The organism is Oceaniglobus trochenteri, from assembly GCF_020529025.1.
GTDB lineage: Bacteria > Pseudomonadota > Alphaproteobacteria > Rhodobacterales > Rhodobacteraceae > Oceaniglobus > Oceaniglobus trochenteri.
Map to the genome: position 1 here is coordinate 354274 of NZ_JACNMM010000005.1, position 23037 is coordinate 377310.

Genomic DNA, 23037 nt, shown 5'->3' on the forward strand with positions numbered 1-23037 from the left:
GGCCGCCGCCCGCTCTTCATAAGAAGTGCGGCAAAAGGAAAGACATAACCGATGGAAACCGCTTCTAGCGTCTTTGACACCGCCTTCTGGATCACCAGCGCGGCGATTCTGGCGTTGCTTGTCTGTTCGGCCTTCTTCTCGGGCAGTGAAACGGCGCTGACGGCCGCCTCGCGCGGCAAGTTGCGGGCCCAGGCCGACAAGGGCAACAAGGGCGCCGAACGCGCCCTGACCATCACCGAGGACAACGAACGCCTGATCGGCTCGGTGCTGCTGGGCAACAACCTGGTGAACATCCTGGCCACATCGCTGGCCACTGCGCTGTTCACCCGCGCTTTCGGCGAATCCGGCGTGGCGCTGGCCACCCTGGTGATGACGCTGCTGGTGCTGATCTTTGCCGAGGTGCTGCCCAAGACCTATGCCATCACCAACGCCGAAACTGCCGCGGGCATGGTCAGCCGGGTGATCCAGATCGTTATCACGGTGTTTTCCCCCATGGTCAGCGCCGTGCGCGCGCTGGTGCGGGTCGTGCTGCGGGTCTTTGGCGTGAACGCCGACCCCGACAGCCAGATCCTGGCCGTGCGCGAAGAGATCGCCGGCGCGCTGAACCTGGGCCATTCCGAGGGCGTGGTGCAGAAAGAGGACCGCGACCGCATCCTGGGCGCGCTGGACCTGGCCGAACGCACGGTCGAGGAGATCATGCTTCACCGCAGCAAGATTGAGATGATCGACATCGCCACCCCGCCCGCAGATGCGCTGGAGCAATGCCTGAAATCGCCCCACACCCGCCTGCCGATCTTTCGTGGTACCCAGGAAGAGATCATCGGCGTGATCCACGCCAAGGACCTGCTGCGCGCGATGTTCGCCCGCCGCCGCGACCACCCCGAGGCCGCCGACCCCTTCGCGGGGTTCGACATTCTCGACGTGGCGATGAAACCCTACTTCGTGCCTGAAACCACCACGCTGGACGACCAGATGCGCCAGTTCCTGCGCCGCCATACGCATTTCGCGCTGGTGGTGGACGAATACGGCGCGCTTCAGGGGCTGATCACGCTTGAGGATATCCTGGAAGAGATCGTCGGCGAGATCACCGACGAATTCGATGTCGACGGCGAACACCCCCTGCGCCGCACCGATGCCGGCGATTTCCTGGTGGACGGCGCCATGACCATCCGCGATCTGAACCGCGCCACCGACTGGACCCTACCGGACGACGAGGCCAACACCATCGCCGGTCTGGTCATCCACGAGGCCCAGACGATCCCGACCCAGGGGCAGGTCTTTTCCTTCCACGGCTTCCGGTTCGAGGTCGCGCAGCGCAAGGACAACCGGATCACCCGGCTGAAGATCCGCCCGCTATGATCGGCGTTTCGCCACCTGGGGCTCTGCCCCAGACCCCGGGATATTTCAGGACCAAAGATGCGGGCGGTTCAGGCGCCCGCGCCGCTCAGAGCCGATAGATCACCGCGAACTTGGTTTCGAGGTAATCGAGCAGCGGGCCTTCGTGCGGATCAAAGCCGCAGGCCTGGCGGATCGTGTCGCGCGGCGGGCGCAACCCGCCATGGGTTTGCAGGTTCGCCCGCAACCACCCGGTGGCCTGCGAGGTGTCGCCCCGGGCCAGTTGATCGTCGAGGTCGGGAACGGCCTGGCGCAGCGCCTGATCCAGGCAGCCGGCATAGACATTGCCCAGCGTATAGGTGGGGAAATAGCCAAACAGACCGACAGGCCAGTGCACGTCCTGCAAGATGCCGTTGGCGGGCTTGTCGACCGCGACGCCGAAATCCGCCTTGAAGCGGGTGTTCCATGCCTCTTCCAGGTGTTCGGGGGCAAGGCTGCCGTCGATAAGCCGGCGTTCGAGATCAAAGCGCAGCAGGACGTGCAGGTTGTAGTGCACCTCGTCGGCCTCGGTGCGGATGAAACCGGGATTCACCCGGTTGACCGCACAGTGAAAGGCGGCGGCATCAGCCACGCCGATATCGCCGAACGTCTCTTGCATCAGCCCGAAGAGATGGCCGGTGAAAGGGGCCGAGCGGCCCAGCTGGTTTTCATAGATGCGGCTTTGGCTTTCGTGCACGCCCATGGAAACCCCCTGCCCGACCGGGGTCAGCAGGTGGGCCTGGTCGATCCCCTGTTCGTAGGCGGCGTGGCCCACTTCGTGGATCGTCGAGTAGAAGCAGTTGAACGGGTCGTCGGGGTTGGTGCGGGTGGTGATACGCACGTCGTTGCCCGACCCGGACGAGAAGGGATGCACGGCCTTGTCGATCCGCCCGCGTGTCATGTCATAGCCGAAAGCGCGGGCCAGCGCGGTGCTGATGGCCAGTTGCCCTTCCTCCGCGAAGCTCCCTTTCAGGGCGGCTGGCTGATGCCCGGCCCCCAGCAGGCGTTCGCGCAGGGCCACGAGACGCGGGCGCAGGGCGCCGAACATCCGGGCCAGCCCCTCGCCGGTGGCGCCCGGTTCGTAATCGTCCAGCAGGGCATCATAAAGATCGCCGCCGTCGGCCAGCGCCGCCGCCTGTTCACGCTTGAGCGCCAGCACGGTGCGGAAGGTGGGCAGGAAGGCATCCACGTCGTTGTTGGCGCGGGCCCGGGCCCATATGCCCTGCGACACGCTGGTGACACGGGCCAGTTCGGCCGCCAGGCGCGCGGGCACCCGGGTGGTGCGATCGAAGCTGCGCCGGATGTGGCGCAGGTTGGCGGCGCCAACCTCATCGGGGGCGGTTGCGGTTTCCAGCCATTCGCCCACGCGCGGGTCGATCCGGCGGGCATGCAGAACGCCCTCCATCGCCGCCATCTCCTCGCCGCGCTGTTCGGCGGCGCCGCGGGGCATCACGGTTTCCTGGTCCCAGCCCAGGCGCCCGGCGATCTGGGCCAGGGCCTCGGTCTCGCGCTGAAAGGCCATCAGGTCATCGAAAGCGCTCATGGGAATCTCCTGGAGTCGGGGGTCAGTCGCGCAGGGATTGCGCGACGGGAAAGCGGGCCTGGTGGCGGGCGCGCAGGATCAGCACCCAAAGCACAACCGCCCCGAACTGGTGCACGATGGCAATGTGCCAGGGCGCCTGGTAGATCACCGCGCCGATGCCCAGCAGCATCTGCAGGCAGAGCATGGCCAGCACCGCGTTGAAGGCAAAGCGCGTGGCGCGATAGGACGAACGGCGCGCCCGCCACCACATCGCCACCCCGAGCACGAAGAGCAGATAGCCCATCATCCGGTGCATGAACTGCACAAGGCCCGGGTCTTCGAAGAAATTGCGCCAGATCGGGGTCAGCGCGAAGGGTTCGGGCGGCAGGAAGCCCCCCGCCATCAGCGGCCAGTCGGGGAAGGAACGGCCCGCGTCGATGCCCGCCACCAGCGCCCCCAGCAGGATCTGCACCGCCGCCGCCACGATCAACACCGTGGCGGCCGTGACCAGCCGCGCCTCGCGGTTGCGCCGCGCCTGCATCAGCTCAGCCTCGCTGCGGCCAAGCTGGAAGACATACCAGGCGATCAGCCCCAGGATCACGAAGGCCAGCCCCAGGTGCGTGGCCAGCCGGTAAGAAGCCACGTCCAGCGCCGTGCCGCTGAGCCCCGATGATACCATCCACCAGCCGATGGCGCCCTGAAGCCCCCCAAGCACGCCGATGCCGAACAGCCGGCCCGTCCACCCCGTGGGGATCTTGCGGGCCAGCAGGAAGCCGAAGAACCCCAGCGCCCAGACCAGCCCGATCAGGCGGCCCAACTGGCGGTGGCCCCATTCCCACCAATAGATGAACTGGAACTCAGAAAGCTCCATCCCCTTGTTCTGCAACTGGTATTCGGGGATCGCGCGGTACTTGTCGAACTCGGCCTGCCAGTCGGCGGCGTTCAGGGGCGGCAGCGCGCCGGTGACCGGGCGCCATTCGGTGATCGACAGGCCGCTGTCTGTCAGCCGGGTCAGCCCGCCAACGGCGATCATCACCATCACCAGTGCAAACAGCACCATCAGCCAAAGCCGGATCGCGCGGCGTGCGCCCTTGGGCTTGGCGTCGATCATGCCACCGCGTGGCGCCGTGGGGCGGGGCTGGTCGGCGCCGACCTCCTGGAAAATCGATCTCTTGGTGGTCATGCTGCCCCCTTTTGCCCGGACCCTAGCGGCGCGTCCGGTGCCCTTCAAGTCACCCCTGACGCCCGCGCAGCAATTGTCGCAGCACCCCGTGCAGCGTGCGCACATCCGCTGCCGTCAGTGGCAGGCGCGACCAGAGGTTGCGCAGGCTGTGTTTCATCGGATCGGCCTTGTGGGGCGGAAAGAAGAACCCCGCCTCGTCCAGCCGCTGTTCATAGTGATCGGCCAGCTTCTCGACCTCGATCTGCGTCGCGGGTTCCTGCCCGGCCCAATGGGTGCTGACGCCGGGCACCTCGACCGTCTGGCGGCGCCATTCATAGGCCGTCAGCAAGACGCATTGCGCCAGGTTCAGCGAGGCGAAATCGGGGTTCACCGGCACGTTGATGATGGCATTGGCGCGGATGATGTCGTCGTTCTCCAGGCCCGCGCGTTCGGGGCCGAACAGCACGCCCACCCGCTGCCCTGCGCCAATGCGGCGCGCCGCCTCGGCCATGGCGGCCTCGGGCGTGTAGACCGGGTTGGTCATGTCGCGGCTGCGGGCGGTGGTGGCAAAGACGAAGGAACAGCCCGCGATCGCCTCGGCCGTGGTCTGGTGCAGATGCGCCGCATCCAGAACCCGGCCCGCCCCGCTGGCCAGGGCGGTGGCGCGGGAATTCGGCCAGCCGTCGCGCGGATCGACGAGGGCCATGTCGGTCAGGCCGAAGTTGTACATCGCCCGCGCGGCGGCGCCGATATTTTCGCCCATTTGCGGACGGACCAGCACGAAGAGGGGCTGAGCGGCGGGCAGTTCCATGAAATCTCCGGCGACATTGCGTTGCGGCGTGATAGGGTTTCGCAAACAAAGGATCAAGGGAGCCCTGCCATGGCCTATGACGAAGGGCTGGCCGCCATGCTGCGCGATGACCTGGCCGAAACCGGCACACTGGTGGAAAAGCGCATGTTCGGCGGGCTGTGCTTCATGGTGGATGGCCATATGGTGGCCGGTGCCCATGGCGGCGGCGGGATGTTCCGCGTCGGCAAGGCTCGGCAGGCCGTGGCCCTTGCCCTGCCCGGCGTCGGCCCGATGGTCATGGGCGGGCGCACCATGGGCGGCATGGCCGACGCCGACGAAAGCGCGATGGCGAATGACACCTTGCGCCGGCGCCTGATCGCCATGGCGCTGGAATTCACCCGCGGCCTGCCGGAACGATAGCCAAGCCCGCGCAACCCGGTTATGACGCGGGGCCAAGACCCCGAGGAGCACACCATGCCTGATTCCGAGCGCCCGCAGATCTATCTGATCACCCCGCCCACCTTCGATCTTTCGGCCTTTCCCGACAGGTTGGCCAAGGTTCTGGACCGGGTCGAGGTGGCCTGCCTGCGCCTGCACCTGGCCAGCCACAACGAAGACGACGTGGCCCGCGCCGCCGACGCCCTGCGCGAGGTGGCCCATGCCCGCGACGTGGCCATCGTGATCCAGGATCACGTCCTGATGGTCGAGCGTCTGGGGCTGGACGGCGTTCACCTGCTGGAAGGCGCGCGCAACCTGCGCAAGGTGCGCAAGGATCTGGGCGGGGATGCCATCGTCGGCGCCTTCTGCGGCACCTCGCGCCACGACGGCCTGTCGGCGGGCGAAGGCGGGGCCGATTACGTCAGCTTCGGGCCGGTCGGCGAAACGCCCCTGGGCGATGGCACGGCTGCGCCCCAGGATCTGTTCGCCTGGTGGTCCGAGATGATCGAGGTGCCCGTGGTGGCCGAAGGCGCGCTCACGCCCGAGAAGATTGCCGAACTGGCGCCCGTGACCGATTTCTTCGGCATCGGCGACGAGATCTGGCAAGAGGAAGACGCGGCCGCCACGCTCGACTCCTACGTCAAGTTGATGGGCTAACCCTCTGCCGCAAGGTGTTTTTCCAGCGGCGCGCGCACCGTCTGTTCCAGGTCGCGCGCCAACATCTTGCGGTTGGCGAAATCCGCGACGCTGACCGGCGGATGAAAGATCACCGTTACCGCCCCCTGGCGCGGCGCCGCCAGTGTCTTGAGCAGGTGAGTGCCGAAATCCATGTCGCCCCACCAGCCATAGAAACGCGCGCTTTCCCCCTCTGGCGGATCATAGATCAGGGTCAGCGGTTGGAGGCGCATGATCGGCTTCATGTCTTTCTTGAAGAACGCCTCGAAAAGCGTTGATTTGAAAGGAAGAACCCGCCGTCCGTCGGTCGAGGTTCCCTCGGGGAAGAACACCAGCCGGTGACCGGCCACCAGCCGGTCGTGGAACATGTCACGGTGCAGCGCCGCCTCGCGCGGGTCGCGGCGGATGAACAGCGTGCCGGTGGCCCGCGCCAGCCAGCCGATGCCGGGCCAGGCGGCCACCTCGGACTTTGACACGAAATACACCGTATCGGCCGCATTGATCGCGAATATGTCCAGCCATGACGAATGGTTCGCCACCACCGCCCCGCGCCCCTGCATCGCCCGCCCCCTGACCCGATAGCGGATTCCCAGAATGGCAAAGGCGGCGCGGCACACCGCGCGGGTGATATGGGGTGTCACGGGCCGCGCCAGCCCGCAAAGGGGCCTTTCGATCAACCGCACCAGAAGCAGAACCGCCAGCCCGCCGAAAACCACCACGCCCAGCACCACGCCGCGCAACAGCACGCGCAGCCATCCCCCCGGCCCGATCCGCAGGGGCGGCGGCGGCGGGGCGTCATCCCATGTCGGGCTCATGGGCGGGCCTTGGTGTAGATGTCGCGCTGGCGGGCGTTCATCTGCGCCGTGTCCATCACAAGGCAGACATCCGTGGTGTTGAAGGCGTGATCGACAAAGGCCCCCTCGCCCACGAAACCGCCCAGCCGCAGATAGGCCTTGATGAGGGCCGGGGTCGCCCGCATGGCGGCGGTCCGGTCGATCGCGCTTTCGGGCAGAAGGTCCATCCGCTGAAACCGCGCCGCATGGGCCCGCACCCGCAATTCGGGCGGGGCAAGGTGGCGGTGATGCAGGATCGACAGCGGCGCGGCCAGGGCCGTCGGGTCGGTGCCGTGAAACGACGCAACGCCGAACAGGATCTCGATATCGCGCTCGCGCACGTAATCGGCCAGCGCCGCCCACAGGTGCAGCATGGCCGACCCGCCGCGGTAATCGGGGTGCAGGCAGGACCGCCCCAGTTCCAGCAGGCGGCGCCCGCTGGCGCGCAGGGGGGCCAGATCGTATTCGCCCTCGGAATAGAACCGCCCTGCGCGCGCCGCGCCTTCGCCGGTCAGCAGGCGATAGACGCCGACAACCGCATCGCCCCGGTCATGGTCCAGCAGGATCAGGTGGTCGTTGAAGGGATCGAAGGCGTCCGCCTCGCGCCGGGTCGTGTGATCGACCATGGGGCCATCGGCGCCCAGTTCCTCGACGAAGACCTCGTAGCGCAGCCGCTGGGCCGCCGCCAGTTCGGCCGCATCACGGGTCAGTCGGCAGGAAAACCGCGGGTCGTTCGAAGGCATGGGCGCAGCACCACCTTGTCTGTTTCCGGCCCCGGCCTTTTAGGCAAGCCACCCCGCCGAGGCAACCGTGCCGACGGACGGGCGTCGTTGACACAATTTTAACGAATGTTAGCTTAACCTCGGATTTACCATGGGCAGACCAATCAGGAGTCGAAGACCGGCATGAGATCCACACGCGCGCCGTCGATCACCACCTTGCCGACCTCGCGGAACATGACGGTCACCGTTCCGTTGATGTTGGATTGCACCTGCCCGGGGCCCCAGTCGGGCCGCTCGGGGTGGCGCACGATCATGCCCGGTTCCAGCAGAGAGGTCATATCGCCCATGTCGTCTTTCCTTGTCCGGGGGCCGGCCGCATGAGCGCGCCCGACATCAACGCGCTTTTGGGGTCGCGCATCTGCCATGACCTTATCAGCCCGCTGGGCGCAATAAGCAACGGGCTGGAGCTTTTGGCCATGGCGGGGGTCGTCGATGGCCCGGAGCTGAACCTGATCAACGAAAGCGTGGAAAACGCAAATGCCCGCGTGCGGTTCTTCCGCGTCGCCTTCGGGGCCGTCAGCGCCGAGCAGGAGATCGGGCGCGCCGAGATCCTGTCGACCCTCGCGCATATGACCGGCGGGCGGCTGACCATCGACTGGCAGATCGATGGGGCGGTGCCGCGCGCCGAATGCAAGCTGGCCTTCCTGCTGCTGCAATGCCTGGAATCCGCCCTGCCCTGGGGCGGCCGGATCACCGCATGGCGCAATGGCGGGCGCTGGCGGATCGAAGGGCGGGCAGACCGGATAAAGCCGCTGCCCGACCTCTGGCGCGCCGCAACCCGCCAGGCCACCGAGGGCGGGATCGACGCAAGCCAAGTCCATTTTCCGCTGGCCGACAGGGCCGCCGGCGAAATCGACAGCCTTGTCGTGCTGAACGAGGACGACGGGCTGATCGCGCTCAGCTTCTGACGGTGCCATCCCCGCTGACCAGGTATTTGAAGCTGGTCAGCTGTTCCGCCCCCACGGGGCCGCGGGCGTGCATCTTGCCGGTGGCGATGCCGATTTCCGCGCCCATGCCAAATTCGCCGCCATCGGCGAATTGGGTCGAGGCATTGTGCATCAGGATCGCCGAATCCAGCCGCTGGAAGAACCGTTCGACCGCTGCCGCGTCCTCGGTCACGATGCAATCGGTGTGGTTGCTGCCGAAGCGGCGGATATGGGCGATGGCGGCATCGATATCATCGACAACCCGGGCGGCGATGATCATGTCGAGGTATTCGCGCCCCCAGTCATCCTCTTGCGCGGCCACGACACCTTCGATGGCGCGAAGGGTTTCATCGCCCCGCACCTCGACCCCGCCGTCGATCAGGGCGCGCACCAGCCCCTGACCGATGGTATCGGCCACCTCGCGGTGGATCAGCAGGCATTCGGCGGCACCGCAGATGCCGGTGCGCCGCGTCTTGGCGTTCATCACCAGTTTCAGCGCCTTTTCGGGGTCGGCCTCCTTGTCGATATAGACATGCACGATGCCTTCGAGATGGGCGAAGACGGGCACCCGCGCCTCGCGCTGCACCAGCCCCACCAGCCCCTTGCCACCGCGCGGCACGATCACGTCGATGGTGTCGGTCATGGTCAGCATGGTGCTGACGGCGGCGCGGTCACGGGTCGGGACAAGCTGCACCGCGTCCTCGGGCAGCTCGGCGGCGCGCAGGCCCTCGACCAGGCAGGCGTGGATCGCACCGGAGGAGTGGAAGCTTTCCGAACCGCCACGCAGGATCACCGCATTGCCCGCCTTCAGGCACAATGCCCCGGCATCGGCGGTGACATTGGGGCGGCTTTCGTAGATGACGCCGATCACCCCCAGGGGCGTGCGCACCCGGCGGATGTGGATGCCGCTGGGGCCGTCCCATTCCTCGGTCACGCGGCCGACGGGATCATCCTGGGCCGCAACCGCGCGCAGCCCGTCGACGATGCCCTGGATGCGCGGTTCCGACAGGGTAAGCCGGTCGATCATCGCATCGGAGAGACCCTTTTCGCGCCCGAAGGCCAGGTCTTTTTCGTTGGCGGAAAGGATCGTGGCGCGATTGGCCCAGACGGCATCGGCCGCCGCAATCAGCGCCCGCGCCTTTGCCTCGGCCGGGGCGAAGGCAAGGCTGGCCGCCGCGTTGCGGGCACGTTGGCCGATCTCGGCCATGAGGGCGGGAATGTCGGTGTGATCTGTCATCGCTCGGCGCCTTTGGATCGGTCGGGATTTGAGTATTTTCAGCAAGAAAGAGAGCGGGCGCTATAGCACCATGTCATCGCGGTGGATCAGCGCCGCGCGTCCGGGATAGCCCAGCACCGGTTCGATGTCACGGCTGTGGCGGCCCATGATGGCGCGCGCCTCGTCCCCGGTATAGCGGGCCAGGCCGCAGCCGATGGATTTGCCGTCGGCCCCCTGGATCAGCACCGGATCGCCGCGCCCGAAGCGCCCCTGCGCCGCGACGACACCGGCGGGCAGCAGGGATTTGCCCCCGGCCAGCGCCTGCGCGGCACCGGCATCGACAGTGAGCGTGCCGCGCGGCTTCATGGCCGCGATCCAGCGCTTGCGCGCGGTCTGCGGATCGCCTTCGGCCAGGAACCAGGTGGCATTGGCACCCTGTTCCAGGGCCTGGATCGGGCGGTCGGCAAAGCCGTTGGTGATGGCCATGGCGCAACCGCCGCCACAGGCCGTGCGCCCCGCCATCAGCTTGGTCTTCATGCCGCCCTTCGACAGGCCCGAACCGGCATCGCCGGCCATGGCCTCGATCTCGGGGGTGATGCGGTCGATGGTGTCGAAGCGGCGGGCGGTCGGATCGGTCTGGGGATTGGCCGAGTAGAAGCCATCGACATCGGACAGCAGGATCAGCCGGTCGGCCCCCACCGTCACCGCGATCTGGGCCGCCAGCCGGTCATTGTCGCCAAAGCGGATTTCGTCGGTGGCGACGGTATCGTTTTCATTGACGATGGGCACGACACCCAGCGACAGAAGCTGTTCCAGCGTGGCGCGGGTGTTGAGGTAGCGGCGCCGGTCCATGGTGTCTTCCAGCGTCACCAGCACCTGGGCGGTGATCATGCCGTGGGGCTGCAACACCTCTTCATAGGCACGCGCCAGACGGATCTGTCCGACCGCCGCCGCGCCCTGGGATTGTTCCAGCGACAGCACGCCGTTGCCAAGGCCCAGCACCCCGCGCCCCAGCGCGATCGACCCCGACGACACCAGCACCACGTCGGCGCCCCGGGCCTTGAGCATCGCCACGTCCTGCGCCACGCCCTGCAACCAGGCGGCCCGGAAGGCGCCGCTGTCGCGGTCCACCAGAAGCGCCGAGCCGATCTTGATGACGATGCGCCGGGCGCCGGTCAGGGACGCCATGCCGCGTCTCCGCTATCGCTTCCCCCCTTGCCCGCGGCGATTTCTGCCCGCACGGCGCGCAACACCTCGGTCAGGCCCTCGCGGCTGACCCCCGACATCATCATCACCGGGCCGGCCACCGCCTCGAGCGCGGCCTTCGCCTCGGCGCGTTCGTCGTCGTCCAGCGCGTCGATCTTGTTGAGCGCGGTGATGCGCGGCTTGTCGGCCAGCGCGCCGCCATAGGCCTCGAGTTCGTCGATGATGGTGCGCCAGTCGGCGGCCACGTCCTCGGCGGTGCCATCCACGAGGTGCAGCAGGACCGAACAGCGTTCGACATGGCCGAGGAAGGTCACGCCGAGGCCGCGCCCCTCGTGTGCGCCCTCGATCAGGCCCGGAATGTCGGCCACCACGAATTCGGCGCCGTCCACCCCCACGACACCCAGGTTGGGCACCAGGGTGGTGAAGGGGTAATCGGCGATCTTGGGGCGGGCGTTCGACGTGGCGGCAAGAAACGTGGACTTGCCCGCGTTGGGCAGGCCCAGAAGGCCCGCATCCGCGATCAGCTTGAGGCGCAGCCAGATCGTGCGCTCAACCCCTTCCTGGCCCGGATTGGCACGGCGGGGGGCCTGGTTGGTGGCCGATTTGAAATGCAGGTTGCCGAAACCGCCGTTGCCACCACGCGCCAGAACGATGCGCTGGCCCACCTCGGTCAGGTCGGCGATGACGGTTTCCTCGTCCTCGTCCAGGATCTCGGTTCCGACGGGCACGCGCAGCACGATGTCATCGCCGCTGCGCCCGGTGCGCTGGCGGCCCATGCCGTGCTGGCCGGTCTGGGCGAAGAAATGCTGCTGGTAGCGGAAATCGATCAGGGTGTTCAGCCCCTCGACCGCCTCGGCGATCACATCGCCGCCATTGCCGCCATCGCCACCGTCGGGGCCGCCGTATTCGATGTATTTCTCGCGCCGGAAGCTGATGCAGCCCGCGCCGCCGCCGCCGGAGCGGATGTAGACTTTGCACAGGTCGAGGAATTTCATGGCGCTCGCTTTCGGGATCAGGGCTGGCGCAGGCGATACCGGGTTTCGCGGCCCGGCTCAAGGTGCGTCAGGGCGCAAGGGGGCGCAGATCGGCGCGGTTCAGGCGGTAGACCGTGACCGGGTGTTCGCCCGGCCGCGCCGCCGAGGTGCCGGTGTCCGGATGGTGGGGCATGAATCCGGCATGGCGCAGCACCGCTCCGCTGGCCGGGTTGTCATCGAAATGATCGGCCCAGAGGGTCTGCACATGGAACCGCGCCATGGTGTCGTACAGGAAATGCACCAGCGCCTCCTTGGCATAGCCATGGCCCCAATGGGAAGGGTCGAGGAAATACATGCAGGTGACGGTGCTGCGCCCCGGCAGGCGGGCGATGCCGATTGTGCCGATCATCCGCCCGCGCCGGCAGATCGCGGCGCGAAACCCCAGCCGCCCGCGATAGCGCCAGGCGTTCAGCCAGCGGCGCGCGTCCGCCTCGGGCCAGGGGACAGTGATGTTGAACAGCATCCGCGCCACCGCGTCCTGCCCGGCGATGCGGATCAGCGCGGGCAGATCGCCATCGCGCAGTTCGCGCAGGGTCAGGCGGGGCGTGCGCAGGGCATAGCGGCGCCGGGCCAGCCATTCGGCGCGCGTCAGCGTCATCAGCCGCGTTGCCATCACCTGCGACAGGGCGCGGGCATCGGCGCGCTGCTCTCCGGCGTGGCGGAAGCCCTGTTTCACCAGCACCCGGGCCGAACGGTCGTTTCCCACGATATGCGCCGACGGCAGGCTGTCGCGGCGGGTCTGGGTGAAGAAGGCATCGACCGCGGCATCGCAGGCCTCGGTGGCAAGGCCCTGCCCCCAGACATCGCGCGACAGCCAGTAGCCCAGTTCATCCTCGGCCGAGACGCCGCCGATCAGGCGGCCGTCACGCTCGATCATCCAGGTGCGCGCCCCCGCCCCCGCGATGAAGCGGTCCGCATCCTCGGGGCCATAGGGATAGGGCACCTGCCCCAGCCAGCGCGCGACGTCGTAGTTGCCGATGGCGCCGCTCAGCGCCGCGGCATCGCCCGGCACCGGGGGGCGCAGAACCAGGCGCGCCGTTTCCAGGCGCGCCGGGCCGCGCAGCCTCGTGCGGCGCAGGATCACCCGAGCTTGAGCGAATAGGTCCAGGTGGGCACGGTGCCGCCCCGCGCCACGCAGAAGGATTCGGCATCGCCAAGATAGGTGAAACCGCAATTCGTGAGAACGCGGGCCGAGGCGGGGTTGTCCTGGAAGACGGCGCCGAAGATGGTGCGCGCCTGCTGCGGACGGGCGGCCACGAGGGCGGCCACCGCCTCGCTTGCCAGGCCGGTGTTCCAGAAGGCCGGGGCCACCCAATAGGTGATCTCGGATTGCAGGCGGTCCATCTGCTCAAGCGCGATGAGGCCCAGCACCTCGGGCAGGCCATCGGCCGAACCGTCCAGCGCCCAGATATCGGTTTCGCGGTCGGGGGCCTGGGCGCGGGCGATGAAGGCCTCGGTCGAGCCGGGCGGCAGCGGATGCGGAATCGATTGGCTGGCGCGGGCCACGCGCTCGTCCCCCATGTACATCGCCAACAGCCCGGCGTCCGAGCGGCGCAGGGGCCGCAGCACGCAGCGGTCGGTTTCCACGGTTATCTGATCCGCGATCTGCTCCATCTTCATGGTGTCCCTCCTCCGAACAGCACAAATACGACACTGGCGACCGTGAGGGCGGCCAGCGTCCACATCAAAAACTTTTCCCACCGCGTGCCTGTCACGGTGCGGGCTATCAACTCTCCCCCAAGGGTCCAGCAGGGGTGCAAAACGACCTGGACCATGAAAAGGCAGATGGCGATTGTTGCCGTGGCTTGCAAGGCCGGTGTGCCCGGCGCGACGAAAGCCGTGAAGCCGCCGGTGATCATCGCCCAGGCCTTGGGATTGAGCGGATGAACCGCCAGCCCCGCCATGAAACCCGGCACCTTGCCCCCTGTCGCCCCCGTGGCAAGCCGCATGTTCGCCACCCGCCAGGCCAGCCAGAAAATATAGGCCGCGCTGATGTATTTCAGCGCAACGAAGGCCCCCGGATAGAGGGTGGCCAGTTCCATCAGGCCGAACCCCACGGGCCAGATCACCAACTGCTTGCCCAGCACCACCCCCGCCACGAAGGGCAGCGCCGCCCGCAACCCGAACCCGGCGCCGGTTGTCATCAGCGCCATGTTGGCGGGGCCCGGCGTGCCCACCTGGCTGGCCGCGAAGGCCAGAAAGGGGAAGAGCGCGACGCTCACCGCGCCATCGCCTGATGGCGCGGCGCGGCCGGCCTCGGGTCGGACGATGGGGGCATCTCTCTCTCCCATGGGGGCCGGTGAAATGGGCGCAAGACTGCGCAGGGCAACGGCCCGCCGCGACAACGAAAAGGGGGACCGGCGCCCTGCCGATCCCCCAAATGTCTTGCCAAATCGGGCTTCGGCTTACTCGGCGGCCTCTGCCACGGGCAGAACCGAAATGAAGGTGCGCTGTTTAAGCCCCTTGCGGAAGGTCACCTGGCCTTCGACGGTCGCAAAGATGGTGTGGTCACGGCCCATGCCAACGCCTTCGCCCGGCCACATCTTGGTGCCGCGCTGACGCATGATGATGTTGCCGGGAACAACGGCTTCGCCGCCGAACTTCTTGACGCCAAGGCGCCGGCCCGCAGAGTCGCGGCCGTTGCGGGATGAGCCGCCTGCTTTTTTGTGTGCCATGGGGTGTTACTCCTTTTCAGCGGCGAAGGTTGCAGCCTGTTCCAGCCAACCATCGCGTTCGATACGGCCCTTGAACGACAGCTTGTCGTCCATGTAGGCGATTTCATCGGCATTCCAAGCGGCGATCTGGTCGAAGTGGAACACGCCGTTTTCATGCAGCAGCGATTCCAGCTTGGGGCCGACGCCCGAGATCTTCTTGAGATCGTCGGCGCCACCCTCGCGGGCCTCGCTCAGCAGGTTGGCGGGCTTCACGCCGGCATCGTCAGCGGCGGCTTCGGCCTTGGGCGCCTTGGTCTTGGCAGCCTTCGCCTTCGCCGGCTTCGGCGTGCGGTCCTGCTCGGGCTTGGCGGGCTTGTTCTTGGCGGGGGTCAGCGCGGCCAGTGCGGCGGCCGAAAGCGAACCCGTGCCGACAGCGGCCTTGACGCCGGTCTTGTCGGCGCCCGTTTCCAGGATGTCGCCGATGCGGACCAGGGTCAGCTTCTGGCGGTGGCCCTTGGTGCGCTGCGAGCTGTGCTTGCGGCGACGCTTGACGTAGTGGATCAGCTTCTCGCCCTTGATCTGGTCGATCACTTCGGCCTGAACGCCCGCACCTTCCACGAGGGGGGTGCCGATCGTGCCGCCAACCATCAGGACTTCGTTGAACTGGATCTTCTCGCCAGCTTCGGCTGCCAGCCGCTCAAGGCGCAGCACATCGCCGCTCTTGACCCGGTACTGCTTGCCGCCGGTTTTCATGACCGCGAACATGGTATCTTCCTTTGTCTCCGCGCCCTGTGGCCCCCTTGCGGGTGTTTTCGGGCCTTGCCGGTTGCAAGCCCCGCCTCGGACGGCGCGCCCCATCGGGCGATATTGAAACTGCCCCGCAGGGCCAGCGTTGAAAAACCGCCCCTTGGGACGACATCGAAAACCCAGCGCGAGTCGCAACCCGCCCGGGAGCCGCGCTTATCCCGCCCTTCGCCCGGCAAGTCAAGCGCAAGCAGGCCGAACAACCCCGGGAAACAGGCGAAAAGCCCGTGGGCGGGGCTAAAGATCCTCGCCCAGGATGAATTGCGAGGCCCCCTGCCCCAGCGCGCGGGAAATGGTGACGTACATCGTATCGAAGGCACCGAAGATCGCCTGGTTCAGCGCCCGCCCCTCGTCGGTGGCGGAAAGGGCGGCGTAAACCTCGATGTCGTCGTCGGACAGCGGCTGATAGGCCAGCGCCAGATAGGAATAGACCCACTCCAGCGTGTCGGCGCGAATCTCGGGCTCCTGCGACCAGACATCGGTCAGCACCTGCTCCTCGGTCATTTCGTCGGCGAAGGCGCCGCCGTCCATGAGGCCGATGTAGAAGGCATAGTTCGCGTTCATCGCCCCGACGACATTGGAATCCACCAACTCGTTGGCCTCGACGAAGGCATCCAGGACCTCAAGCCGCGAATCGCCCTCCTGGCGCATCTCGTGCAGGCTGTCCTTGGCGGCCTCTTCCACATCCTCGTCCATCATCGCCTGGCGCGCCTCAAGCTCCAGCCGGACGATCCGCGCGCCGCGTTCGGATTCGAAGAAGGCCAGCAAGGGGGCGACATCCACGCCGTCAAGCAGGGCATCGAACCGCTCCAGCACCAGCGCGTCCATGGCATCGGCATCGTAAAGCCGCGCCACCAGTGCGGGCCAGGCCGCACCGCCGCGTCCGGGAAACAGCTCGTCGCGCAGGTCTTCGCCATAGGCCAGGCCCTCCTCCTGCATGATCCCGATGACCTTTTCCATCAGCATCGCATCATAAAGCGCCTCGACCTCGGCGCGCGGCGCGGCATTGGCCGGCGCAAGCGAACAAAGCGTGAGGACAGAGGCAAGAAACAGGCGGCGCATGGGGATCTCCGGTATCGTCGGTCACTGGCAAGCTATGGCCCACCCCGCCCCGTGCCAAGGGGCCGCGCACCGCCGGGGAAGAATAAAGCGCGGCATTCGCAAATTTTCTCGGACAAACCAGTTGCACCCGCCCCGCGTCCACAGTAAGCACCGCCCAGCGATCACGGAGAGGTGCCGGAGTGGTCGAACGGGGCGGTCTCGAAAACCGTTGTGGGTGCAAGCCCACCCAGGGTTCGAATCCCTGTCTCTCCGCCACAATCCCCCTTTGTCTGAATTGCGCAGTTCCAGAAAGCGGTCTATCGCGGCCGTCTTTGTATTGCTTTCAATCAATGTTGTTCGGTCCGTGCGATGACTGGCCTTGGCCCAGGACTGCCCTTGTGCCGGTCCCTCCCCGCTTCAGGATGCCACGAGGGCGAAGCGGTGGGTGGCGGTTTGGCGTAGTCTGTCGGCAAGGGCGTGGCCGCGCATTCCCGCGCCGTAGAGGCGGTTGACCGGGAGCGGGCGAAGGTGGGTGAAGCCCGCCTGCCGCAGGTCGCGTTCCAGCCTTTCGCGGGTCAGGCCCGCACCGTAGGGCAGGCGTTGGACGATGGCGTCATGGGCCACCCGATCCGCGCCATCGCGGGGCGACTTGCGGTCCAGCATGTCGGCCAGCCAATGGCGCAGGCGGTGCAGCGGTGGCCTTGGCGCGGCCCAGTTTCCATCGACGATCAGCAGGCTGCCTCCGGGCTTGAGCACCCGGCGCCATTCGCGGTAGGCGGCAAGCGGGTCGGTGAGGGTCCAGGCCAGATGGCGGGTCACGGCATGGTCGAAGGCGGCATCGTCCAGCAGGTGCAGCGCCTCGGCATCGGCCAGGTGGCCCTGCCAGCTGCGCCCGGCCATCTTGGCACGGGCCAGCGCCAGCATCGTTTCGGACAGGTCCACCGCCGTCACCTCGGCGCCGAGACCGGTCAGAACGCGGCTGATCTCACCCGTGCCGCAGGCGAGATCCAGAACCCGGCGCCCCACCAGCGTGCCATCGCGGCCAAGCCCGAAGGCGGCGCAAAGAAAGGCGTTCCACTCGGGCAGGCCGAAGCGATCCTCGATCCGGTGCGAAACCGACTGATCGAAGGTTGCCGCGCGATCCGACCAGTAGAGTTCGATCTCGTTCTTCAGGGTCATGTTGCGCAGGGGGCGGTTCAATTCAGGGTCTCCAGCGTGGCGTCGACATAGAGCGAGCCGCGCCGCGTATGTTCAAGCGCGGTGTCGACGCGGTAGGTTTCGCCGATCTCAGCCAGCGACAGGATGTCTTCGGGCGTGCCATCGGCCACGATGCGCCCCTCGCGGATCAGGATCAGGCGGTCGCAGAATTCGGCCGCGAGGTTGAGATCGTGCAGCGCCGCCATGACGATGCTGCCGCGCCGTTGCATTTCATGGCGCACCGACGACAGGATCGACAGCTGGTGATGCAGGTCCAGCGCGCTGGTGGGTTCGTCCAGCAACACGATGCTGGGGTCGCGCACCAGGGTCTGGGCCACGGCGACCATCTGTGCCTGCCCGCCGCTGAGATTGCCCAGCCCCCGGTCGGCCAGATGAGATATCTTCAGCGCCTCGAGGGTCTGCGACACCCGGTCCAGGTTGTCGCCCCCGACGCGCCAGCCCGTGGTCTGTTTCAGCGCCAGAAGCACGCTTTCATAAACGGTGAGGATCGCGTTGCAGCCGAAAGCCTGGGGCATGTAGGCGATGCAGCGCGCCCGGTCGCGCCGGCACAGGGCGCAAAGGTCGGTTTCACCCAGGCAGATCGTTCCCGAACTGGGGCGCAGCATGCCCGACAGTGTCTTGAACAGGGTCGATTTCCCCGAGGCGTTCGGGCCGATCAGGCCCACGAACTGCCCCGGCATGATGGGCGCGATGTTGATGTCGTGCAGGGCCTGGACGCGGCCATAGCCCGCGCGCAGGCCCTCGATGGTCAGGCTCATGACAGGCTCCTTCTGCGGGTGGTCAGTATGATCGACACGAAGACCGGCACGCCGATCAGCGCGGTGATGATGCCGATGGGATAGATCACCCCCGGCGTCAGCGATTTCGAGATGATCGAGGTCAGCGAAAGCACCAGCGCCCCCACCAGTGCCGACAGCGGCAGGAAGAAGCGCTGATCCTCGCCCACGATCATGCGGGCGATGTGCGGGCCCACGAGGCCGATGAAGCCCACCGTGCCCACGAAGGCCACCGCCGTGGCGGCCAGGATCGACACCACCACCAGCATTTCAAGGCGCAGCCGGGCGACATCGACACCCATGCTCATCGCTGTCGCCTCGCCCATGCGCAGGGCCGTCATCTGCCAGCTTCGCATCAGCCCGAAGGGAATGACCACGGCCAGCAAGAGCGCCCCCAGAGCGATCTTTTCCCAGCTGGCCCGCCCCAGCGAGCCCATCATCCAGAACACGATGCGTGCGATCTGATCTTCCGAGGCCATGTATTGCATCAGCGCCAGCAGCGCCGAGAAGGTGAAGAATATCGCGATCCCGAAAAGGATCATGGTTTCCGACCCCACCCCTTTCAGCCGCGTGGCCAGCAGGATGAACCCGCAGGTCAGAAGCGCGAAGAGAAAGGCGTTGATCGTGACCACCAGCGATCCGACCACGGGCAGGATGCTCCAGCCCAGCACGATGGCCAGGGCGGCGCCGAAACTGGCGGCCGAGGAAACGCCCAGCGTGAAGGGTTCGGCCAGCGGGTTGTTCAGGATCGTCTGCATCTGCGCCCCGGCCACCGCCAGAAGCGCGCCCACGATCACCGCCGTCACCGCGATGGGCAGACGGTAATCCCAGACGATCACCTTGATCTGCACGCCATGCGCCATCGGATCGAACAGCGTTTCGATGACCGTGCGCAGGGGATAGTTGCCCGGCCCCGTCGCCACGTCGACGACGAAGCTGAGAAACAGCAAGGCGGCGGCGGCCATCAACACGACATAGCGCCTTGCCGTCTGCGCGGCATAGCCCGCGCGCAGGTCGGCGGGTTGTGTCATCATGGCCATCGCGGCCTCTCCTTCAAGAAATGGCCTGCGCCCACCTTGGCGGACGCAGGGGCATGATCCGCCGGCGGATCAGTTGGTTGCCGTCTCAAGCGTTCCCCAGAAGACGCCGGAAAAGTCGATGGGCAGGAAGCGGTCGTGCAGCTCGCGCATCGTGGCCTCGGGGTCGAGGTCGGCGAAAAGATCGGGGTGGAACCACTTGGCGAAGGCCTGCATCGCCACGAAATGATATGGGCTGTTGTAGAACTGGTGATAGACCGAGTGGAACTGGCCGTTCTTCACCGCCGACATCTCGGGCCAACCGGGGCGCTCGGCCAGGACGGCCAGCCGCTCCTGCACCGCTTCGGGGGTCGCCTCGTACCCGAACAGCACGGCCTGGGTGGCGGGGTTTGCCTCGGACCAGTTGGCACCGGTGCCCACAATCACGTCGGGATCATCGGCAAAGACCGCCTCGAGGCTGACATTGCCGCCAAAGCCGGGAAACATCGACGAGCCCCAGTTGCGCCCGCCTGCAAGGTCGACAAGCCGCCCCAGGTTGGACGCGCCGAAGGTGCCGCAGCATTCGTTCGGGTTGTAGCCGGCCGCGCGTTCAATGAAGACCACCGGGCGTTCATCCAGCGGAATCCGTTCGATCGTCGCGTAAATCCGGTTCATCTGGGCGGTGTAGAAATCGGTGAATTCATCGGCTTCGTCGCGCCGGTCCAGGATGCGGCCCATCAGCTGGATGCTGGTCACGGTGTTTGCCGTCGGGTCCTGGCGGAAATCGACGAAGACGGTGGCGATGCCCGCCTCGTCCAGCTTTTCGATGATCCCGCTTTCCTGCGCCTTCAGCAATTCGCCCAGGTTCATGAACACCACGTCGGTGCCCAGCGAAATGACCGATTCAAGGTTCCAGTCGTCGGCATAGGGGCTGCCCAGGCGCGGGATGTCGGCGGCGGCGGGAAAGGCGGCCTCGTACTTGCGCCAGGCGTCAGGATCGAAGTTGATCAGATCGTCCTTCCATCCGGCAATACGGGCGAAGGGATCGTCGCGATCCAGAAGCGCCAGGGAATAGATCATCCGTCCCTCGGCCAGCACGACATGATCGGGGTCGCGTTCAACCTCGACGCTGCGCCCGGCAAGGTCGGTTACGGTGATGGTCTCTGCTGTGGCGGACGTGGCTGACGCGAAGTTCATCGCGATGGCTGCGGAGGCGAAACAAAGACCCGGCGTCAGCTTGGCAAGCTGCATGGGTCTCTCCTGTGACTGTGCTGCCGCAATCCTGCGACAGGGGCCTTCTGCCTTAACCGACTATTTCAGTCAACTACTTGAGTCGAAGAATCCTACAAAAATACTCTGGATTTACCTGCCATCCCCCCGGCGCAAGGCCAGGGCGGCGATCATCCGCCGCCCCAGGCGCACTTCAATCCCCCCCGATTACTCGGGGAAGGACCAATCGTCGTGTTCGATGTAATGGATGCGATAGGGCGCATCGGGCTGGCCCGTGTCCGGGCGCAGGTAGAAGGCGATGCTTTGATCGCGCCCGAAATTCGTGAAGGCAACGTTGATCTGAATGGTGCCGCGAAACATCGGCTGAAGGGCGTCGGGGGCGATGCGTGTCACCGCGCCCTGAAAATCCTGCCCGCCGTAAAGCAGGTCTGCGCCATGGCCCGACAGGATGGGAACCAGATCGGCGAAGAAGTAACCGTCTGCGTTTTCCGGGGCGAAGGGGTTTTCCGCGTCGCGCCCTGACGACATCGCCGCCTCGAACCCGGCATAGAGATCGCCGACCAGATAGGCCGCGCCGTCGATCTGCGGATCGCCGATCGGCTTGACCACATCACCGCCTCCCCCGGGCCGAGGGGCCGAAACCTCCTCCAGCCCGTCCTCCATCAGGAAACGCTGTGCGACCCAGCCCGCCTTGGCAAAATCGCGGCTGCGCATCAGGCACCAGCGCGGCGGCAGGTCCGCCCGCTCGGCCTCGCTCAGCCGGTGATAGATCGACGGGATCAGCAGCGGCACGCAGGTGATCTGTTCCAGCCCCCGCGCATCGGGCGGCAGGCTGTCGATCACAAGGTATTCGGTGCCCGGCCCCATGCGCATGTTCAGCACGTCATCGCCAGCCACACCGGTAACGCGCCAGGCATCGGGGCCGTGGCCGTCAATCTCGGCCTGGACGGCGGGGGCGGCCAGGGTCAGCCCGACCCCAAGCGCCAGGAGTGCAGGAAATCCACGCATCATTTCACCTCGACAACGGAACGGCCCAAAAGCGCCTTTCCCGAAATATCGAGGAAACGCACCTCGTAAAGGCCCGGGTCCTGCGGCATGGTCAGCTCCATGCTCTTTGCCTCACCGACCGGATGGGCAGAGATCCAGCCGAAATCGGGTTGATCCTTGCGGGCCAGCGAAATCCGCTGATCGCCACCTTGGCTGCCGCCGGTCCAGGTGACGGTGATCGTTGCGCCCGGTGCGGCGGTTTCGGGCACGCTCAGCCCGGCGCCATCGTCCATCGGGGCATCAGCCCCGAGAACCTCCAGCGGCGCGCTGGCCAAGGTCTTGCTGCCCACGTCCAGGATATAGCGGATCTCGTAAAGCCCCGGTTCGGACGGCGCCTTCAGCCGCCCCTCGGTCGCCTCGCCGATCCGCAGATAGGTGCCGCGCTTGCCCTCGTCGGCACCCATGGGCACGATGGCAATCATGTCGCGGCCATGAACCGTGGACGACCACGAAATATCAACGTCCTCACCGGCCCGCACCTTACCCGGCCCGGCAATCCCGACCTCGGCCGCGACAACCTCGATGGAGGCAGTAGCCAGCGTCTTGCTGCCCACGTCGAGGATATAGCGCAGCTCGTAGAGCCCCGGTTCGGAGGGCGCCTTCAGGCTGCCTTCGGTGTCGTCCCCCACTCGCAGGTAGGTGCCGCGTTGGCCCTCGTCGGCCCCCATGGGCACGATGCCCACCATGTCGCGCGGGTGGACCGGGTCGCTCCAACTCACGTCAAAGGCGGACCCCGTCGTCGCCTGCGCCGGGCCGCTGACGCTGACCTCGGCCGCGACAACCTCGATGGAGGCAGTAGCCAGCGTCTTGCTGCCCACGTCGAGGATATAGCGCAGCTCGTAAAGCCCCGGTTCGGAGGGCGCCTTCAGGCTGCCTTCGGTGTCGTCCCCCACCCGCAGGTAGGTGCCGCGTTGGCCCTCGTCGGCCCCCATGGGCACGATGCCCACCATGTCGCGCGGGTGGACCGGGTCGCTCCAACTCACGTCGAAGGCGGACCCCGTGGTCGCCTGCGCCGGGCCGCTGACGCTGGCCTCGGCCGCGACAACCTCGATGGAAGCGGTCGCCAGCGTCTTGCTGCCCACGTCGAGGATATAGCGGAGTTCGTATAGCCCCGGTTCGGACGGCGCCTTCAGGCTGCCTTCGGTGTCTTCCCCCACCCGCAGGTAGGTGCCGCGTTGGCCCTCGTCGGCCCCCATGGGCACGATGCCCACCATGTCGCGCGGGTGGACCGGGTCGCTCCAACTCACGTCAAAGGCGGACCCCGTCGTCGCCTGCGCCGGGCCGCTGACGCTG

25 protein-coding genes and 1 tRNA gene are annotated in these 23037 nt (G+C 66.8%); 5 read left to right on the forward strand and 21 right to left on the reverse strand.

Annotation, left to right across the window (positions count from 1 at the left end):
- The first annotated feature begins 51 nt into the window (after window positions 1–51).
- A complete protein-coding gene (locus H7828_RS11075; RefSeq protein WP_226781088.1) occupies window positions 52–1359 on the forward strand; it encodes an HlyC/CorC family transporter in 1308 nt (435 codons plus the stop codon).
- An 85-nt stretch (window positions 1360–1444) separates the two neighbouring features.
- Here H7828_RS11075 and H7828_RS11080 read toward each other — a convergent pair whose 3' ends face one another.
- From H7828_RS11080 to H7828_RS11090, 3 genes are read right to left on the reverse strand one after another with little or no spacing between them, the layout of a single operon-like run.
- Complete coding sequence (locus H7828_RS11080) at window positions 1445–2917, reverse strand: carboxypeptidase M32 (protein WP_226781089.1); 1473 nt, start codon at window positions 2915–2917, stop codon at window positions 1445–1447.
- Window positions 2918–2939: 22 nt separating this feature from the next.
- Window positions 2940–4079: a heme A synthase gene (gene ctaA, locus H7828_RS11085; RefSeq protein ID WP_226781090.1), complete on the reverse strand. Its 1140-nt coding sequence runs from the start codon at window positions 4077–4079 to the stop codon at window positions 2940–2942.
- 49 nt (window positions 4080–4128) lie between these two features.
- Window positions 4129–4869, reverse strand: a complete 741-nt coding sequence (locus H7828_RS11090) for an RNA methyltransferase (RefSeq protein ID WP_226781091.1) — start codon at window positions 4867–4869, stop codon at window positions 4129–4131.
- A 69-nt stretch (window positions 4870–4938) separates the two neighbouring features.
- Between H7828_RS11090 and H7828_RS11095 the strand changes: the two genes are divergently transcribed.
- Window positions 4939–5268, forward strand: a complete 330-nt coding sequence (locus H7828_RS11095; protein ID WP_226781092.1) for a TfoX/Sxy family protein — start codon at window positions 4939–4941, stop codon at window positions 5266–5268.
- 54 nt (window positions 5269–5322) lie between these two features.
- Entirely contained in the window at window positions 5323–5943 is a 621-nt protein-coding gene (locus H7828_RS11100; protein WP_226781093.1) for a thiamine phosphate synthase, read from the forward strand.
- On the opposite strand, the gene olsA is transcribed toward H7828_RS11100, so the two are convergent.
- The 3 genes from olsA to H7828_RS11115 all read right to left on the reverse strand — a co-directional run bounded on the left by olsA (window position 5940) and on the right by H7828_RS11115 (window position 7863).
- Window positions 5940–6776, reverse strand: coding sequence for a lyso-ornithine lipid O-acyltransferase (gene olsA, locus H7828_RS11105; RefSeq protein ID WP_226781094.1), 837 nt, complete (start codon window positions 6774–6776; stop codon window positions 5940–5942). The genes H7828_RS11100 and olsA overlap by 4 nt on opposite strands.
- Window positions 6773–7537 (reverse strand): L-ornithine N(alpha)-acyltransferase, encoded by a 765-nt coding sequence (gene olsB, locus H7828_RS11110; RefSeq protein WP_226781095.1) that lies wholly within the window; start codon window positions 7535–7537, stop codon window positions 6773–6775. The genes olsA and olsB overlap by 4 nt, the downstream gene beginning before the upstream one ends.
- A gap of 143 nt (window positions 7538–7680) precedes the next feature.
- Window positions 7681–7863: a DUF3553 domain-containing protein gene (locus tag H7828_RS11115; RefSeq protein ID WP_226781096.1), complete on the reverse strand. Its 183-nt coding sequence runs from the start codon at window positions 7861–7863 to the stop codon at window positions 7681–7683.
- Window positions 7864–7893: 30 nt separating this feature from the next.
- On the opposite strand from H7828_RS11115, the gene H7828_RS11120 reads away from it, so the two are divergent.
- Entirely contained in the window at window positions 7894–8484 is a 591-nt protein-coding gene (locus H7828_RS11120; protein ID WP_226781097.1) for a histidine phosphotransferase family protein, read from the forward strand.
- Here the strand turns inward: H7828_RS11120 and H7828_RS11125 are convergent.
- From H7828_RS11125 to H7828_RS11165, 9 genes are all read right to left on the reverse strand, one after another.
- Entirely contained in the window at window positions 8474–9739 is a 1266-nt protein-coding gene (locus tag H7828_RS11125) for a glutamate-5-semialdehyde dehydrogenase (protein WP_226781098.1), read from the reverse strand. The genes H7828_RS11120 and H7828_RS11125 overlap by 11 nt on opposite strands.
- 60 nt (window positions 9740–9799) lie before the next feature.
- Window positions 9800–10906, reverse strand: a complete 1107-nt coding sequence (proB, locus tag H7828_RS11130) for a glutamate 5-kinase (protein WP_226781099.1) — start codon at window positions 10904–10906, stop codon at window positions 9800–9802.
- Window positions 10894–11919 (reverse strand): GTPase ObgE, encoded by a 1026-nt coding sequence (obgE, locus tag H7828_RS11135; RefSeq protein WP_226781100.1) that lies wholly within the window; start codon window positions 11917–11919, stop codon window positions 10894–10896. Before obgE ends, proB begins: the two co-directional genes overlap by 13 nt.
- Before the next feature lie 67 nt (window positions 11920–11986).
- Complete coding sequence (locus H7828_RS11140) at window positions 11987–13042, reverse strand: GNAT family N-acetyltransferase (RefSeq protein ID WP_226781101.1); 1056 nt, start codon at window positions 13040–13042, stop codon at window positions 11987–11989.
- Complete coding sequence (locus tag H7828_RS11145) at window positions 13039–13578, reverse strand: GNAT family N-acetyltransferase (RefSeq protein WP_226781102.1); 540 nt, start codon at window positions 13576–13578, stop codon at window positions 13039–13041. Before H7828_RS11145 ends, H7828_RS11140 begins: the two co-directional genes overlap by 4 nt.
- Entirely contained in the window at window positions 13575–14180 is a 606-nt protein-coding gene (locus H7828_RS11150; RefSeq protein ID WP_226781103.1) for a LysE family translocator, read from the reverse strand. The genes H7828_RS11145 and H7828_RS11150 overlap by 4 nt, the downstream gene beginning before the upstream one ends.
- A 183-nt stretch (window positions 14181–14363) precedes the next feature.
- Window positions 14364–14633, reverse strand: coding sequence for a 50S ribosomal protein L27 (gene rpmA / locus H7828_RS11155; RefSeq protein ID WP_226781104.1), 270 nt, complete (start codon window positions 14631–14633; stop codon window positions 14364–14366).
- A gap of 6 nt (window positions 14634–14639) precedes the next feature.
- Complete coding sequence (locus H7828_RS11160) at window positions 14640–15377, reverse strand: 50S ribosomal protein L21 (RefSeq protein ID WP_226781105.1); 738 nt, start codon at window positions 15375–15377, stop codon at window positions 14640–14642.
- A 276-nt stretch (window positions 15378–15653) separates the two neighbouring features.
- The gene (locus tag H7828_RS11165) at window positions 15654–16478 is read right to left on the reverse strand and encodes a DUF2059 domain-containing protein (RefSeq protein WP_226781106.1); all 825 of its coding nucleotides are present in this window, start codon (window positions 16476–16478) and stop codon (window positions 15654–15656) included.
- Between the two features lie 165 nt (window positions 16479–16643).
- Here H7828_RS11165 and H7828_RS11170 point away from each other — a divergent pair.
- Window positions 16644–16733, forward strand: a tRNA-Ser gene (locus H7828_RS11170).
- Window positions 16734–16874: 141 nt separating this feature from the next.
- Here H7828_RS11170 and H7828_RS11175 read toward each other — a convergent pair.
- The 6 genes from H7828_RS11175 to H7828_RS11200 all read right to left on the reverse strand — a co-directional run.
- Window positions 16875–17657, reverse strand: coding sequence for a class I SAM-dependent methyltransferase (locus tag H7828_RS11175; RefSeq protein ID WP_226781107.1), 783 nt, complete (start codon window positions 17655–17657; stop codon window positions 16875–16877).
- On the reverse strand, window positions 17654–18433 hold the full coding sequence (locus H7828_RS11180; RefSeq protein WP_226781108.1) for an ABC transporter ATP-binding protein: 780 nt from the start codon (window positions 18431–18433) through the stop codon (window positions 17654–17656). Before H7828_RS11180 ends, H7828_RS11175 begins: the two co-directional genes overlap by 4 nt.
- Entirely contained in the window at window positions 18430–19491 is a 1062-nt protein-coding gene (locus H7828_RS11185) for a FecCD family ABC transporter permease (protein WP_226781109.1), read from the reverse strand. The genes H7828_RS11180 and H7828_RS11185 overlap by 4 nt, the downstream gene beginning before the upstream one ends.
- Window positions 19492–19560: 69 nt before the next feature.
- The gene (locus tag H7828_RS11190) at window positions 19561–20718 is read right to left on the reverse strand and encodes an ABC transporter substrate-binding protein (protein ID WP_226781110.1); all 1158 of its coding nucleotides are present in this window, start codon (window positions 20716–20718) and stop codon (window positions 19561–19563) included.
- 186 nt (window positions 20719–20904) lie between these two features.
- Window positions 20905–21705 (reverse strand): SH3 domain-containing protein, encoded by an 801-nt coding sequence (locus H7828_RS11195; protein WP_226781111.1) that lies wholly within the window; start codon window positions 21703–21705, stop codon window positions 20905–20907.
- Window positions 21705–23037, reverse strand: a 1333-nt coding sequence (locus tag H7828_RS11200) for a hypothetical protein (protein ID WP_226781112.1), incomplete at its 5' end; no start/stop codon positions are given. The genes H7828_RS11195 and H7828_RS11200, both read right to left, overlap by 1 nt.

Coding starts and splice junctions, on each gene's coding strand:
- H7828_RS11145 (WP_226781102.1), bottom strand. CDS start 13,578: ATGAAGATGGAGCAGATCGCGGATCAGATAACCGTGGAAACCGACCGC.
- rpmA (WP_226781104.1), bottom strand. CDS start 14,633: ATGGCACACAAAAAAGCAGGCGGCTCATCCCGCAACGGCCGCGACTCT.
- H7828_RS11120 (WP_226781097.1), top strand. CDS start 7,894: ATGAGCGCGCCCGACATCAACGCGCTTTTGGGGTCGCGCATCTGCCAT.
- obgE (WP_226781100.1), bottom strand. CDS start 11,919: ATGAAATTCCTCGACCTGTGCAAAGTCTACATCCGCTCCGGCGGCGGC.
- H7828_RS11100 (WP_226781093.1), top strand. CDS start 5,323: ATGCCTGATTCCGAGCGCCCGCAGATCTATCTGATCACCCCGCCCACC.
- proB (WP_226781099.1), bottom strand. CDS start 10,906: ATGGCGTCCCTGACCGGCGCCCGGCGCATCGTCATCAAGATCGGCTCG.
- ctaA (WP_226781090.1), bottom strand. CDS start 4,079: ATGACCACCAAGAGATCGATTTTCCAGGAGGTCGGCGCCGACCAGCCC.
- olsB (WP_226781095.1), bottom strand. CDS start 7,537: ATGCCTTCGAACGACCCGCGGTTTTCCTGCCGACTGACCCGTGATGCG.
- olsA (WP_226781094.1), bottom strand. CDS start 6,776: ATGAGCCCGACATGGGATGACGCCCCGCCGCCGCCGCCCCTGCGGATC.
- H7828_RS11185 (WP_226781109.1), bottom strand. CDS start 19,491: ATGGCCATGATGACACAACCCGCCGACCTGCGCGCGGGCTATGCCGCG.
- H7828_RS11080 (WP_226781089.1), bottom strand. CDS start 2,917: ATGAGCGCTTTCGATGACCTGATGGCCTTTCAGCGCGAGACCGAGGCC.
- H7828_RS11160 (WP_226781105.1), bottom strand. CDS start 15,377: ATGTTCGCGGTCATGAAAACCGGCGGCAAGCAGTACCGGGTCAAGAGC.
- H7828_RS11180 (WP_226781108.1), bottom strand. CDS start 18,433: ATGAGCCTGACCATCGAGGGCCTGCGCGCGGGCTATGGCCGCGTCCAG.
- H7828_RS11190 (WP_226781110.1), bottom strand. CDS start 20,718: ATGCAGCTTGCCAAGCTGACGCCGGGTCTTTGTTTCGCCTCCGCAGCC.
- H7828_RS11165 (WP_226781106.1), bottom strand. CDS start 16,478: ATGCGCCGCCTGTTTCTTGCCTCTGTCCTCACGCTTTGTTCGCTTGCG.
- H7828_RS11195 (WP_226781111.1), bottom strand. CDS start 21,705: ATGCGTGGATTTCCTGCACTCCTGGCGCTTGGGGTCGGGCTGACCCTG.
- H7828_RS11090 (WP_226781091.1), bottom strand. CDS start 4,869: ATGGAACTGCCCGCCGCTCAGCCCCTCTTCGTGCTGGTCCGTCCGCAA.
- H7828_RS11115 (WP_226781096.1), bottom strand. CDS start 7,863: ATGGGCGATATGACCTCTCTGCTGGAACCGGGCATGATCGTGCGCCAC.
- H7828_RS11095 (WP_226781092.1), top strand. CDS start 4,939: ATGGCCTATGACGAAGGGCTGGCCGCCATGCTGCGCGATGACCTGGCC.
- H7828_RS11075 (WP_226781088.1), top strand. CDS start 52: ATGGAAACCGCTTCTAGCGTCTTTGACACCGCCTTCTGGATCACCAGC.
- H7828_RS11125 (WP_226781098.1), bottom strand. CDS start 9,739: ATGACAGATCACACCGACATTCCCGCCCTCATGGCCGAGATCGGCCAA.